General features: G+C 68.6%; 11 protein-coding genes. 9 read left to right on the forward strand and 2 right to left on the reverse strand.

Translation table 11 applies throughout. From position 1 onward, the window contains the following. Positions 1–87: 87 nt before the first annotated feature. Positions 88–1,056 carry a LysR family transcriptional regulator gene (locus tag CFB82_RS31035; protein WP_089486556.1) on the forward strand — a complete coding sequence of 323 codons (969 nt, stop codon included), beginning with the start codon at positions 88–90 and terminating at the stop codon, positions 1,054–1,056. An 18-nt stretch (positions 1,057–1,074) separates the two neighbouring features. Here CFB82_RS31035 and CFB82_RS31040 read toward each other — a convergent pair whose 3' ends face one another. Beyond that, complete coding sequence (locus CFB82_RS31040; RefSeq protein ID WP_089486653.1) at positions 1,075–1,650, reverse strand: LysE family translocator; 576 nt, start codon at positions 1,648–1,650, stop codon at positions 1,075–1,077. Between the two features lie 593 nt (positions 1,651–2,243). Here CFB82_RS31040 and CFB82_RS31045 point away from each other — a divergent pair. From CFB82_RS31045 to CFB82_RS31075, 6 genes are all read left to right on the forward strand, one after another. Then, complete coding sequence (locus CFB82_RS31045) at positions 2,244–2,567, forward strand: hypothetical protein (protein WP_021162626.1); 324 nt, start codon at positions 2,244–2,246, stop codon at positions 2,565–2,567. 229 nt (positions 2,568–2,796) lie between these two features. Next, positions 2,797–3,282 carry a hypothetical protein gene (locus CFB82_RS31050; RefSeq protein ID WP_069250730.1) on the forward strand — a complete coding sequence of 162 codons (486 nt, stop codon included), beginning with the start codon at positions 2,797–2,799 and terminating at the stop codon, positions 3,280–3,282. 242 nt (positions 3,283–3,524) lie between these two features. Next, positions 3,525–4,994 carry a PepSY-associated TM helix domain-containing protein gene (locus tag CFB82_RS31060; RefSeq protein WP_089486557.1) on the forward strand — a complete coding sequence of 490 codons (1,470 nt, stop codon included), beginning with the start codon at positions 3,525–3,527 and terminating at the stop codon, positions 4,992–4,994. Next, entirely contained in the window at positions 4,972–5,415 is a 444-nt protein-coding gene (locus tag CFB82_RS31065; protein WP_143750989.1) for a DUF2946 domain-containing protein, read from the forward strand. The genes CFB82_RS31060 and CFB82_RS31065 overlap by 23 nt, the downstream gene beginning before the upstream one ends. Positions 5,416–5,588: 173 nt before the next feature. Further along, positions 5,589–7,703 carry a TonB-dependent receptor family protein gene (locus CFB82_RS31070; RefSeq protein WP_089486558.1) on the forward strand — a complete coding sequence of 705 codons (2,115 nt, stop codon included), beginning with the start codon at positions 5,589–5,591 and terminating at the stop codon, positions 7,701–7,703. A 53-nt stretch (positions 7,704–7,756) separates the two neighbouring features. After that, complete coding sequence (locus CFB82_RS31075) at positions 7,757–9,874, forward strand: TonB-dependent receptor (RefSeq protein WP_089486559.1); 2,118 nt, start codon at positions 7,757–7,759, stop codon at positions 9,872–9,874. A 168-nt stretch (positions 9,875–10,042) separates the two neighbouring features. Here the strand turns inward: CFB82_RS31075 and CFB82_RS31080 are convergent, their stop codons facing one another. Further along, positions 10,043–11,287, reverse strand: coding sequence for an NADH:flavin oxidoreductase/NADH oxidase family protein (locus tag CFB82_RS31080; protein ID WP_089486560.1), 1,245 nt, complete (start codon positions 11,285–11,287; stop codon positions 10,043–10,045). Between the two features lie 76 nt (positions 11,288–11,363). On the opposite strand from CFB82_RS31080, the gene CFB82_RS31085 reads away from it, so the two are divergent. Both CFB82_RS31085 and CFB82_RS31090 read left to right on the forward strand, forming a co-directional pair. Beyond that, positions 11,364–11,834: a MerR family transcriptional regulator gene (locus CFB82_RS31085; RefSeq protein WP_089486561.1), complete on the forward strand. Its 471-nt coding sequence runs from the start codon at positions 11,364–11,366 to the stop codon at positions 11,832–11,834. Positions 11,835–11,938: 104 nt separating this feature from the next. Beyond that, positions 11,939–12,637: a hypothetical protein gene (locus tag CFB82_RS31090; protein WP_089486562.1), complete on the forward strand. Its 699-nt coding sequence runs from the start codon at positions 11,939–11,941 to the stop codon at positions 12,635–12,637. Positions 12,638–12,729: the final 92 nt, after the last annotated feature.

Raw genomic sequence — 12,729 nt, forward strand, 5'->3', positions numbered from 1 at the left:
CGGCCCGCGGCCCGGACACTGGCCGCCACGATGTTCCGGCTCCCGACGCCACGCGCGGGATGCCGGCACCCGAATGGGAGATGTGCGATGAAGGATGTGTTCCGTCAGCTCGACCTCAACCTGCTGCCCGTGTTCGCGGCATTGATGGCCGAAGGCAACGTCACGCGCGCCGCCGAACGGCTGGCGCTTTCACAGTCGGCGGTCAGCAATGCGCTGCGCAGGCTGCGCGAATCGCTCGGCGACGTGCTGTTCGAGAAGACCGTCACGGGTGTGCGGCCGACCGCGCGGGCGCGCGAGCTGTGGTCGGCGGTCCAGCCGCACTTCGACGCATTGAAGCAGGCGATCTCGCCGGACCAGTTCGACCCGCAAGCGCATCGGGGCACCTTCACAATCGCGATGTCGGACTACTCGGTCGAGCGCATCATGCCGCGCCTCGCGCAGTACATGGGCACGCATGCGCCATCGATGCGGATCGAGCTCACGCCGTTCAGCGTCGCCGACTTGCCGGCCATGTTCGACCGCGGCGGCGTCGACCTCGCGATCGGCGGCTATCTGAACGACTCGAGCCCGAGCAGCGGCGTGCGCACGCACGAGATGTGGCCGATCCACTGGAGTTGCCTGATGCGCAAGGATCACCCGCTCGCGAAGGGGCCGCTCACGCTGAAGCGCTTTCTCGCGGCGCGGCATCTCGACGTCGGGTTTTCCGGCATGCGGGTGCCGGTGTACGACAGCCTGCTTTCCGCGCACGGCCTGCAGCGCAATCTCGTCCTCACGCTGAATGCGTACTCGCCCGCGCTGGCGATCATCCGGGAGTCGGATTTCATCGGCGTGCTACCGACCACGCTGCTCGATCTGTCGATCCACGAAAAGGAACTGGTGTCGCGGCAACCGCCGGTGCGCATGCCGGCGCGGCCTTACTGCGTGATCTGGCATCAGCGCTGGGACAGCCATCCCGCGCACCGCTGGCTCCGGCAGACGATCGTGTCGCTGTTCACGCGTCCGGCGGAGCAGCCGGGTAACGCCACCCGCTCGACGGCCCGGCGCGCCGCCCGCTAGATATGCGGGCGTGCCGCGTCAGACGTTCGACACCAGCAGCCGGATCCCCGCCACGCCGAACACGACGGCGAGACACGCTTCCATCGCGCGCCGGCCGCGCACGTACAGCCGGCGCGCGCCGTCCATCGAGAACACGAGCGCATAGCCGCCGAACACCAGGCACCCGATCACGATGCAGCCCGGCACGACGCCGCCGTGCGACGCACCCGCGCCGTTCGACGACAGCGCGACGATCGACACCCACACGAGGATCGCTTTCGGATTGGTCAGATGCAGCATCGCGCCGCGTACAAAGAAGCGCGACAGCCGCTGCTCGCCCGCTGCGTTCAGCGATGCCGCCGCCTTGCCCGACCACGCCGTGCGCCCCGACTTGAACGCGAGCCACAGCAGGTACAGCCCGCCGAAGAGCTTGATCGCGACCAGCAGCTTCGACCACGCGAGCAGCGCGGCCGACACACCGAGCGCCGCCTTGCGGCCCTGGTTCGCGGCGACCGACATGATCGCGAGGTTGCTCGGCCCGGGGCTGGCCGTCCCGATGAAATAGGCCGTGTAGGCCAGCAGCAGGTTGGCCGAGAAAAAGGCGTGGACGCTCATGTCGAACCTCGCAGGGATGATCAGAGGATTGTTGGCAAACGCGCGCCGTCTGCCCATGGACAATTGCTCGACAATTCGCTGGGCCAGTTGGACGGGGCGCGCAACCGGATCGCCATCGGCAAAATCCGTCTCGGATTTGAAACATCCGTCACATTCGCCGGTGGCTTTCGCCGGGCATGGCGGACATCCCGTTCCCCCGCTTCCGGCGGGCCGAACGCTTGACCGGTGCAGGCGGCACGCGTGGGCCGGTCCGTTTCGTCAGACTGCCGGGGAACGCGCCACGCAATTTCTCCCGGCGTTACGTTACATGCGTGAAGCATTTCGCCTCGGCGAGCCGCTCCGCGCACTCGATCTGCATCGCGCCGCCCCGGTAGACCGCCTCCTCGGTCCCTTCCCCCACCCAGTACCGGCGGGACTCTCCGCCCTCGTCGCATCGCCGCTCAACAATACTCAACAATCGTCTCGCGCCGCTGGTACGAAACCTGCGTCCCGTTCGGGTGACCACCGCGCCGATCACCGCGCGGACACGAACCCACCGTCGGGCGCATCCAGCGGATACACCCGAACGATCCGAGCAAGTGACGAGGCCCTTCATGGATGCGCTGCCCAATTCGTCCGACACGTCGTTCCAGCTCTTTCTCGCGAAGCTGCTCGAACAGCCGTTGCCCGACTGGACCGAAAAACAGCAGATGGAACTCGAGATGGCACGCTCGTTGTCCACCGAAATGGTTCACCTCGCCGAGGACATGCGCGGCCGCACGCCCGATCTCGCGCGCTGCCTCGTGCTGCTCCGCTACGCGAAAGTGCTCGACTTCATGCTGACGTCGCTCGCCGCGCACCGCGACATTCATCCGCAGACGCTGCGCACGCTGTTCCGGCTCGCGAACCTGAAAGTCGACGATGCGTATCCGGCCTGAGCCGGCGCCATGCATCGGCTGCCGCGGGCGTCACGCACGGCCACGGCGGCCCTTCCCGATTCGCGGCACGCGCATGCCCGATGACCTCGCGGCATGATCCCCGGGAACCCGTTCGGTTCCGAATAGCCGCCCGCGTGCTTTCGTCTGCTTCCGGCAGCTCGCCGGGCTGATGCCGTGCATCAGCGTGGCGGACGGCCCCGCCCCGCAAACGGAGGTACAATCGCGCGCCATGAACGCACTTCGCCGCTTCCTGCTCCGGCAAGGCGTCGCGCGACAGCTTCTGTGGGGGTTCCTCCTCGTGACGCTGCTGTCCCGCGCGCTGATGTCGGGCGCCGTGATGCTCGATCCGGACGGTCCGGATGCGGGCTCGGTGGTGCTGTGTTCGGGCCGCGGCCCGCTGATCGTCAACGTGGCCGCGCTGGCTGCCCGTTTCGATGCCGGCGCGCCGATCACGCCGGCCAACGACGCGCTCGCGCTCGCCGATGCGCTCAAGCATGACGGGCATGCCGACAACACGGCGTCGCCCGGCAGCGGCGACAGCCTGTGCGCATTCGGCGCCGCGCTGTTCACCGCGTTGGCGTCGTTCGTGCTGCTGGTGCTGCTGTTTCCCGCCGCCGCGCCGCGGCGCTTCCGGATTCACTTCGACCGTATTCCCGTCGTGCGATCGATCTTCGACGATCGCCCACCCTCCCGCGCCCCTCCCCTGTCCTGCTGACGGTTCCGCCCCGCGGCTCGTGCACGTCGACGTGCGCGGGCCTGCATGCCGTTCGTCCTACACGACCTGATTCAAGCGTTCACCCGCCTGCCCGCCTCGCGCGGGCGACGCCGTCCTGCGCCTCTTCCGCGCATGGCGCCGCGCCGCCCGTGCCATCGATGCGCGCCGGCGGGCGCAACGCGCGTTGACGTCCGCCGGCCCGCGCCGGCGTGGCCGCTCAACGAACACGAGGAGCTGACACCATGTCGACCACCGTCGAACGGGCAATCTCGCCCACCCAATCCGCTCATGCCGGCTACCGGACGCTGTGGCGCTGGCACTTCTATGCCGGCCTGTTCGTCATGCCGTTCCTGGTGGTTCTCGCGATCACCGGAACGCTCTATTGCTTCCAGCCGCAGATCGAGCCGCTGCTGTATCCGCACCGGCTCGTCGTCGAGCCGCGCGCCACGCCGCGGCTCGATTCCGACACGCTGCTCGCGCGCGCGCGCACCGCGATGCCGGCCGGCGCGACGCCGGTGTCCGTCCAGGTCTCGACCGCGCCGGACCGCAGCGCCGAATACGTGTTCCGGCTGCGCGACGGCAGCCGCGAGAGCGTGTACGTGAACCCATACGACGGCAGTGTGCTCGGCACACTGAGCGTCGAGAATCGCTTCATGCAGATCGACCGGATGCTGCATCGCAAGCTGCTGCTCGGCAAGACGGGCGAGTTGCTGATGGAGCTCGCCGCGTGCTGGACCTTCGTGATGATCGGCACCGGCATCGCGCTGTGGTGGCCGCGCGGCACGGCGCGCGTCGGGCGGGCACTGCGCCCCGACCTGTCGCTGCGCGGCCGGCCGCTGTGGAAAAACCTCCACGCGACGGCCGGCATCTGGCTCGCGGCCGGCACGGTCGCGTTCATCCTGACGGGGCTGCCGTGGTCGGGCTCGTGGGGCAAGAACTTCAAGGCGCTGGCCGCGACCGTGAACCTCGGCGCGCCGGAAGGCGCATGGGGCGGCGGGTCGGTACGCTCGACGCGCCCGGGTGCCGCCGCGGCGCCCGCGCCAGCCGAGGCTGCCGCACCAGCACCATCCGGCCATCACCACGAATCCGGCGAGTCGATGCCGGGGATGGTGATGGACGACCTGCCGTTGCCGCAAACGCCGTGGGCGGTCGGCAACGTGCCCGTCCCGCATTCGCCGTCGGCGCCGACGCCGGCACCGCTGCCGCTGACCCGCGCGATCGCGATCGTCGCCGGCCTCGGCGTGACGAGCGGCTACACGCTCGCGCTGCCGTCCGGCGCGGACGGCGTGTTCACCGCGTCGTACTTCCCGGACGACCCGAAAGCCGAGCGGACAATCTATCTCGACCAGTACAGCGGGGCCGTGCTGAAGGACATCCGCTATGACGACTATGGCGCGGTATCGCGTGCCGTGTCGTACGGCACGTCGCTGCACATGGGCCGCTATTTCGGGCTCGCGAACCAGATCGTCTGTGCGGTGCTGTCGCTCGGTCTGGCCGCGATGGCCGTCACGGGCACCGTGATGTGGTGGAAGCGCCGTCCTGCGGCCAAGTTGGGGGCGCCGTCGCGCGAACGCGGCGCGCCGCCGATGCGCGGCTGGATCGCGGGGCTCGTGCTGCTCGGCGTCGTCTTCCCGCTGATGGGCGCGACGATCGTCGCGGTCTGGTTGATCGACCGTCTGCTGTTCGGCCGTGCGGCACGCGCAGCGGCCTGATTCATCGCGCGCCGGCATACGCGGCGCGCCGACGCGACAAGCCCGGGCCACCGCGTGGCTCGGGCTGTTCGCGCTCGTGCTCGCGCTCGTCGCGCCGCTGATCTCGCAACTGCGCGCTGCCGCACCCGATGACGGCCTGCCGGCCGCGCCGATCTGCTCGGCCACCGGCAACACACTCATCGCGCACGCGGCATCGCATGCGCCGTCCGATGCGCCGTCCGGTTCTCCATCCGACAGGCATTTCGACCGCTGCGGCTATTGCGGCCTGCTCGCCGGCCATCCGCCGCTGCAGTATGCGGTGTTCCTGTCCGCCTCCCCGGCCGTGCGGCATGCGCCGCCCGCGCCGCTGATCCCCTCTGCCCGCCACCCGGCGAAGCGCTACGCGCTCGCCGCGCGCGGGCCGCCTTCCGCCCGCGCCTGACGCCCCTCGCGACTGCGCCGCCGCACACCGCGCGGCGCCGTCCGCTTCGCCTGCCCGCCCTGCCGGTGCCCGATGCCGAACCCGCGCGCGTGACCACGCGCGGCGGCCGGCGCCGCGCATCGCGCGCATCGTGTCCGACTCGTCATCGTCACCCTCACCTTACGTACAACGACATGTTTACCCTGACCCGTATTGCCGTCGCGCTGTCCGGCGCGATCTCCGTGCTCTCCGCGCCGGCCGCATGCGCGCAAGGCGCCGACGCGCCCACCAATGCACCGGCCGCGTCGCCGCTGCCCGCGATCAACGTCAACGCAACCCGCGAGATGGACTCGCTGACATCGACATCGACCGGCAAGCTGAAGCGCACGCTCGAGCAGACGGTCGGCTCGGTGGGCTTCGTCGATGCCGACAGCTACCGGAACACCTACGCGTTCACGCTGCGCGACGTGCTGAAGGACGTGCCCGGCGTGTTCGTCGAGAACCGCTACGGCCAGGAGCTGCGGCTGTCGATTCGCGGCTCGGGGATCGCCCGCTCGTACCACACGCGCGGCCTCGAGATCCTGCAGGACGGCATCCCGACCAACCTCGCGGACGGCAGCGGCGACTACTACCAGATCGATCCGCTCGCGCTGCAGGCGGTGCAGGTCTACAAGGGCGGCAACGGCCTCGCGTACGGGGCGTCGACACTCGGCGGCGCGATCGACTTCATCACGCCGACCGCCCATACCGCCGACGCGCCGAACATCGTGCGCGTGGAAGGCGGCAGCTACGGCACGGTGCGCACCAGCGCGCAGATCTCGCGCGTGCTCGGCCCGCTCGACTTCCTCGCGAACTTCAGCGTCAATCACGCGGACGGCTACCGCGATCATTCGAAGGGGCAATACGAGCAGTTCAACGCGAACGTCGGCTACCGGTTCAGCCCGACGGTCGAGACGCGCTTCTATGTCGGCGTGTACGTCGTCGACCAGTTGCTGCCCGGCACGCTGTCGCTGTCCGACGCGCTGAACAATCCGACCCGGGCCGCGCCGAACGCGATATCGGGCGACCAGGCGCGCAACACCCGCACCGAGCGGATCGCGAACCGCACGACGGTGAAGCTCGATTCGGGCGAACTGCAGTTCGACACGTGGGCGATCCACAAAAGCCTCTATCACCCGATCTTCCAGGCGCTCGACCAGGACGGCTGGACCTACGGCTTCGCGCCGCGCTACACGGGCCACCTGACGCTCGGCGGGATGCGCAACGACCTGATCGTCGGTGCGCGCTTCTTCGGCGGCCGCACGCAGGCGAACCAGTACGTGAACGTCAACGGCAACAAGGGCGCGCAGACGCTCGACTCGACGCAGACGGCGTTCAACTACGAGGCGTACGTGGAGAACCGGCTGTTCTTCGTGCCGACGGTCGCGCTGATGACGGGCGTGAAGGTGCTGCACTCGGTGCGCGAATACATCGACAACGGCGGGCTGCCGCGCGACCCGAACTACAAGTCGACGAACGCGAGCTACAGCGGGGTCAATCCGAAGCTCGGGCTGCTGTGGCAGCCGGATGCGCACACCCAGGCCTACGTCGACATCACGCGCAGCCAGGACGTGCCCGACTTCACCGACCTCACGCAGACCTTCTCGAACACGACGCGCTTCACGCCGCTCGCGGCGCAGCACGCGTGGACGATCGAGTTCGGCACGCGCGGCTCGCGCGAGCGCGTGAGCTGGGACGTGACCGCCTATCGCTCGCTCGTGCGCGACCAGCTGCTGCAGTACACGACGAACCCGGATGTCCCGGCGTCGACGTTCAATGCGAACAAGACGGTGCTGCAAGGGATCGAGGCCGGCGCGTCGGTCGAGTTGCTGCGCAACGTCACCGGGCGTGGCACGGGCGACAAGGTCACGCTGTCGGGCATCTGGAACCTGAACGACTTCCGCTTCAAGAACGACCCGCAGTACGGCAACAACCGGATCGCGGGCGTGCCGCTGAACGTGCTGCGCGCGACGCTGGGTTACGCGCGGCCGAGCGGCTTCCACATCGCGGCGACGCTCGACTGGGTGCCGTCGGGCGCGTGGGCCGACGATGCGAACACGTTGCGCGTGCCGAGCTACACGCTGCTCGGGCTGCAGGCCGGCTACGACTTCCGCAATGGCCTCTCGCTGTTCGTCGACGCGCGCAACCTGACCAACAAGCGCTATGTGAGCGACATCAGCACAGTCGCCGATGCGCGCACCGCGAACGCCGCGATCTTCTATCCGGGCGAAGGCCGCAGCGTGTTCGCCGGCATGCGGTACGCGTTCTGATGCCCGGCCTGACAAGAAACACCGCATTGAACAGATTCAAAGGATACCGAAACATGAAGTTCAGATTGATGCTGCCTGCCGCCGTCCTCGCGGTCTTCTCGCCCGCCGGGCAAGCACAGGAAAGCGATGCCGCGAGCACCGGCGCGACGCTCGCACCGATTCGCGTCAACGCCCAGAAAATGACACCGCTCACGCAGCCGCTCGACACCGGCAGCCGTCTCGGCCTGACTTCGCTCGAAACGCCCGCGAGCGTCGAGCAGATCGATCGCAAGACGCTCGACACGCGCGGCGACAGCGCGATCGTCGACGCGGTGAGCCGCGCCGCCGGCATCAGCGCGTCGCCGCATCCGGGCAACGGCGGCTCGGAGCTCGGCGCGCGCGGCTTCGTCGGCGCGTCGTCGGTCACGCAGCTCTATGACGGCGTGCGCCCGTACGGCGCGATCGGCATCACGTTTCCGTTCGACACGTGGTCGGTCGACCATATCGACGTGCTGCGCGGCCCGGCGTCGGTGATCTACGGCGAAGGCGCGATCGGCGGTGTCGTCAACATCGTGCCGAAAAAGCCGACGCGCGGCGCGATCCGGAACGAGCTGCAGGTCGGCGGCGGCACCGAGGGCACGGCGCGGGTCGCGTTCGGCAGCGGCGGCGCGATCAACGACAAGCTGTCGTACCGCTTCGACATCAGCGGCAACCGTTCGTCGAACTGGGTCGACCGCGGCAATTCGCGCAACCTGTCGATCTCCGGCGCGCTGCGCTACGACGTGACGTCCGACCTGTACGTGACCGCGTCGTACGCGCAGGGCTTCCAGCATCCGATGCAGTATTTCGGCGTGCCGCTCGTGAACGGCGCGCGCGATCGCGCGCTCGACAAGAAGAACTACAACGTCGGCGACAGCGACATCGCGTTCCGCGACAGCTGGGCGACGGTATCGGCGAACTGGCAGCCGAGCGACAGCCTGAACGTGACGAGCACGCTCTACCGGATGAAGAGCAACCGTCACTGGAAGGATGCGGAGTACTACACGTACCTGCCGTCCACCGCGCAAGTGCGGCGCAGCAGCTTCACGGAAATCTTCCACGACCAGGCGCAGTACGGCAACGTGACGGCGGCCACCGTCACCACCGCGCTGCTCGGCATGCGCAACACGTTCTCGACGGGCTTCGAGTTCAATCACACGACGTTCCAGCACGACAACAATTCGCCGTATTCGGGCACGTCGACGGTCGATCCGTTCAACTTCGATCCGGGCAGCTTCATCAACACGGCCGGCACCTATCCGAAGTACCGTAGCCAGGCGAACCAGTACGCGCTGTTCGCCGAGAACCGGCTGGAGATCACGCCGCGCTGGTCGGTGATCGGCGGGCTGCGCTACGACCACGCGAGCGTGAACCGCGACGATCTCGTGAACGGCGGCGCGTTCACGAAGGTGTTCGCGAACACGGGCTGGCGCATCGGCACCGTGTACGACGTGCAGCCCGGCCTCGCCGTGTACGGCCAGTATTCGGTCGCGGCCGATCCGATCAGCTCGCTGCTGTCGCTGAACGCGTCGAAGGCGAACTTCACGCTCGCGACCGGCCGGCAGATCGAGATCGGCGTGAAGCAGGCGTTCCTCGGCGGCAAGGCGGAATGGACGCTGGCCGCGTACCGGATCGTCAAGAGCAATCTCCTGACGGCCGATCCGCTGAACCCGAACCAGTCGATCCAGATCGGCCGGCAGTCGTCGCGCGGGCTCGAGGCCACGGTCGGCGCGGAGATCGCGAAGGACTGGCGCGTCGACGCGAACGTGTCGATCCTGCGCGCGAAATACGACGACTTCCAGCAGACGTCCGGCGGCACGACGGTATCGCGCGCGGGCAACGTGCCGGTGTCGGTGCCGCAGCGGCTCGCGAACCTGTGGGTGAGCTGGCGCTTCGCGCCGGACTGGACGGGCATCGCGGGCGTCAAGTACGTCGGCAAGCGTTTCGCCGACACCGCGAACCAGCTCGTGATGCCGTCGTACACGACCGTCGACCTCGGCCTCGCGTGGAAGCCGCGCAAGGACACGACGATCACCGCGCGTGCGTACAACGTGTTCAACCGGCGCTTCGTGCAGTCCGCGTACTACAACGAGACGCAGTACCTGCTCGGCAACGACCGGCGGCTCGAAGTGGTGGCGAACTACCGGTTCTGATGCTGCGCGGTGCGGTGCGCGGCCCCCGCCGCCAGTGCGCATGCACTGCGGCGGGGGCATGCATCGCGACCTCGCCGCGAATGCACGGCCACTCACGCAACCGCATGAACGCCCTGGATCGGCGAACAGCGGCCCGACGCACAACTCGCCGGGCCGCATGACCGCACGTCACGCACGCGTGCCCGCCGCGCGCCCCGCCATCCACTTCCGGTAGCGCCGTGTCTGGCACTGCGCGGCCATTTGCTGCCCGACCAGCGCGCGCAGCGGCGACACCTGCGGGTGCGTGCGCCGGCCTTCGCTGAGCCGCGTGAGCTGGAACTTGACGACGGCCATGTTGGCCAGCGCGCCCAGCGCCTTGTTCTTCCAGCGGATCGGTTCCAGCACCGGCGCGCTGTCCTTGCCGGCCCGCCAGTCGCGCGGCAGGTTCGGCTCGATCGACAGCGCGGTCGCGATGCCGACCATCGCCACGCCGCTGTCGACCACCTGCTCGGCAACCACGCGACGCCGGATGCCGCCCGTGACCATCAGCGGCATCCGCGCGACGGCCGTGATGTCTTGCGCGAATTCGAGGAAATACGCTTCGCGGGCCAGCGTGCGCCCGTCGCGCGCCTCGCCCTGCATCGCCGGCACTTCATAACTGCCGCCCGACAGTTCGACGAGATCGACGCCGAGGGGATTCAGCAGTTCGACCACGCGCTTCGCATCGTCCGCGCTGAAGCCGCCGCGCTGGAAATCGGCCGAGTTCAGCTTGACCGCGACCGCGAATTCCGGCGACACCGTCGCGCGCACGTCCCGCACGATGTCGAGCAGCAGGCGTGCGCGATTCTCGATGCTGCCGCCCCACTGGTCCTGCCGGCGGTTCGTCAGCGGCGACAGGAACTGGCTCAGCAGGTAGCCGTGCGCCGCGTGGATCTCCACGCCGGTGAAGCCGCTCTGCTCCGCGAGTTGCGCGGCACGCACGAAGCGCCGCTGCACGTCGGCGATATCGGCCGGCGTCATCTCCTTCGGCACCGGGAACTGCTTCGACAGCGCACCGAGCGCGAGCGGCACGGCCGACGGCGCGAGCGTCGTCTGGCCAAGCGCCGCCTGCATCTGGCGCCCCGGGTGATTGATCTGCATCCACACGTGCGCGCCACCCGAGCGCGCCACCTGCGCCCAGCGGCGGAAGCGGTCGAGATGCGCATCGCTCTCGAGCACGACGCCGTTCGGCCCCGTCATCGCGCGACCGTCCACCATCACGTTGCCGGTCAGGATCAGGCCGACCTGGCCATCGGCCCACGCCTGGTACAGGCGCAGCAACGCATCGGACGGTGCGTGGTTCGCATCGGCCATGTTCTCTTCCATCGCGGCCTTGGCCAGACGGTTCGGAATCACCGCCCCGTTGGGCAGTGTCAGCGGTGTAAACAGGTTCATGGAGGGCACCCTCGATTGACGATGCCCAACGATAACTTTAAAGTCAACTTCAAGGTCAAGCCCTTTGGAGCACTGCATGAAAATCGGCGAACTGGCGAAGGCGAGCGGCCTCGCGGCGTCCCGCATCCGCTTCTACGAAGCGAGCGGGCTGCTCGAACCGGCCCGTCGGCAGGCCAACGGCTATCGGGAATACGGGTCGGAAGCGTTGATGCGGCTCGCGATCATCGACCGCGCGCAACGCGCGGGCTTTACGCTCGACGAGATCCGCGCGGTGTGTCCGCCCGATCTCGGCGCGTGGCCGCGCGACGAGCTGCTGGTCGCGCTGCGGCACAAGGTCGACGAAATCGTGCTGCTCGAACAGCGTCTCGCGCAGAACCGGCAACATCTGGAGGTGCTGATCGACGAGATCGAGAAGAAGCCCGAGGGCGAGGATTGCGCGGAAACCGCGCAACGGATGCTCGACCGGCTGAGCGCGCAGGCCGACGAAGCGCCGGCGTCGGCACCGGCACCGCTGCCGGCCCCGCGGCCGACACGCAAGCGCGCATGACTGGTTACACTGCGGCATCTGAAAAAACCTCAACCCGCGCGGCGGCGAGTCGAGTCGACGCGCGCGCGCCGGCTTCCGCGGCGCGACTTCAAGACCCGATTCGCATGACGATCCCCGGCATTAAAGGACTCTTCGTCGCCGCACTGCTGACGTTCGGCATCGGCAGCGCTTGCGCCAGGACGTGCGCCGATACGCCTGCGTCGTTCGCGTGCCCCGACGCCCCCGAGCTTCCGGCAGACATCGTCGCGCAGTTGCCCGCCGGCTACGAAGCGATGGATGCCGCGTCAGGGCGACTGACCGACAGCCCCCATGTCGGCTACGTCGTCGTCGCGCATCGGCCCGACGACTCGACGCGCAAGGCGTCGCTGCGCCCGCTGATGATCTTCCTGCCGGGGAAGGACGGGCACTACCGGCTCGCGGCGCGCAACGACACCGTGATCATGAAAGCCGACGAAGGCGGAATGGGCGACCCGTATCTCGACGGCGTCGCCGAGAACGCGCTCACGATCGAACCGCGCACCTTCACGGTCGAACAGGGCGTATTCGCGGGCCATGACCACTGGCGCGACCGTGTCACGTTTCGCTACGACAACGCGCATCGCACGTGGGTGTTCCATCGCGAGGTGTTCCGGAACTGGCGCTTCAACGACGACCCGAACGGCGATGCGCTGAAAGCCGACCCGGTGCGCGTCACGCGCGCCAATGCGGCGAAAGCGGTCACGTTCGAAGCGTGGCGGCCGGGTTACTGGTGTGATTCGGCCGAGCGGCGAGGCAGCGATCCGGCTTGCAGCAAGACGCATTGACGGCGACGCCACGCCGCCGCGCCGCGACTGGCGATGCGTGCGGACAAGCGGTATGCGCGGACACTGCCGTGCCGCACGCGCAGTGTGTCTGC

Source organism: Burkholderia sp. HI2714 (assembly GCF_002223085.1).
Taxonomy (GTDB): Bacteria; Pseudomonadota; Gammaproteobacteria; order Burkholderiales; family Burkholderiaceae; genus Burkholderia; species Burkholderia lata_D.

Bases quoted from the DNA above. Each gene is read 5' to 3' on its own strand.
- CFB82_RS31035 (WP_089486556.1), top strand. From the start codon at position 88: ATGAAGGATGTGTTCCGTCAGCTCGACCTCAACCTGCTGCCCGTGTTC.
- CFB82_RS31040 (WP_089486653.1), bottom strand. From the start codon at position 1,650: ATGAGCGTCCACGCCTTTTTCTCGGCCAACCTGCTGCTGGCCTACACG.
- CFB82_RS31045 (WP_021162626.1), top strand. From the start codon at position 2,244: ATGGATGCGCTGCCCAATTCGTCCGACACGTCGTTCCAGCTCTTTCTC.
- CFB82_RS31050 (WP_069250730.1), top strand. From the start codon at position 2,797: ATGAACGCACTTCGCCGCTTCCTGCTCCGGCAAGGCGTCGCGCGACAG.
- CFB82_RS31060 (WP_089486557.1), top strand. From the start codon at position 3,525: ATGTCGACCACCGTCGAACGGGCAATCTCGCCCACCCAATCCGCTCAT.
- CFB82_RS31070 (WP_089486558.1), top strand. From the start codon at position 5,589: ATGTTTACCCTGACCCGTATTGCCGTCGCGCTGTCCGGCGCGATCTCC.
- CFB82_RS31075 (WP_089486559.1), top strand. From the start codon at position 7,757: ATGAAGTTCAGATTGATGCTGCCTGCCGCCGTCCTCGCGGTCTTCTCG.
- CFB82_RS31080 (WP_089486560.1), bottom strand. From the start codon at position 11,287: ATGAACCTGTTTACACCGCTGACACTGCCCAACGGGGCGGTGATTCCG.
- CFB82_RS31085 (WP_089486561.1), top strand. From the start codon at position 11,364: ATGAAAATCGGCGAACTGGCGAAGGCGAGCGGCCTCGCGGCGTCCCGC.
- CFB82_RS31090 (WP_089486562.1), top strand. From the start codon at position 11,939: ATGACGATCCCCGGCATTAAAGGACTCTTCGTCGCCGCACTGCTGACG.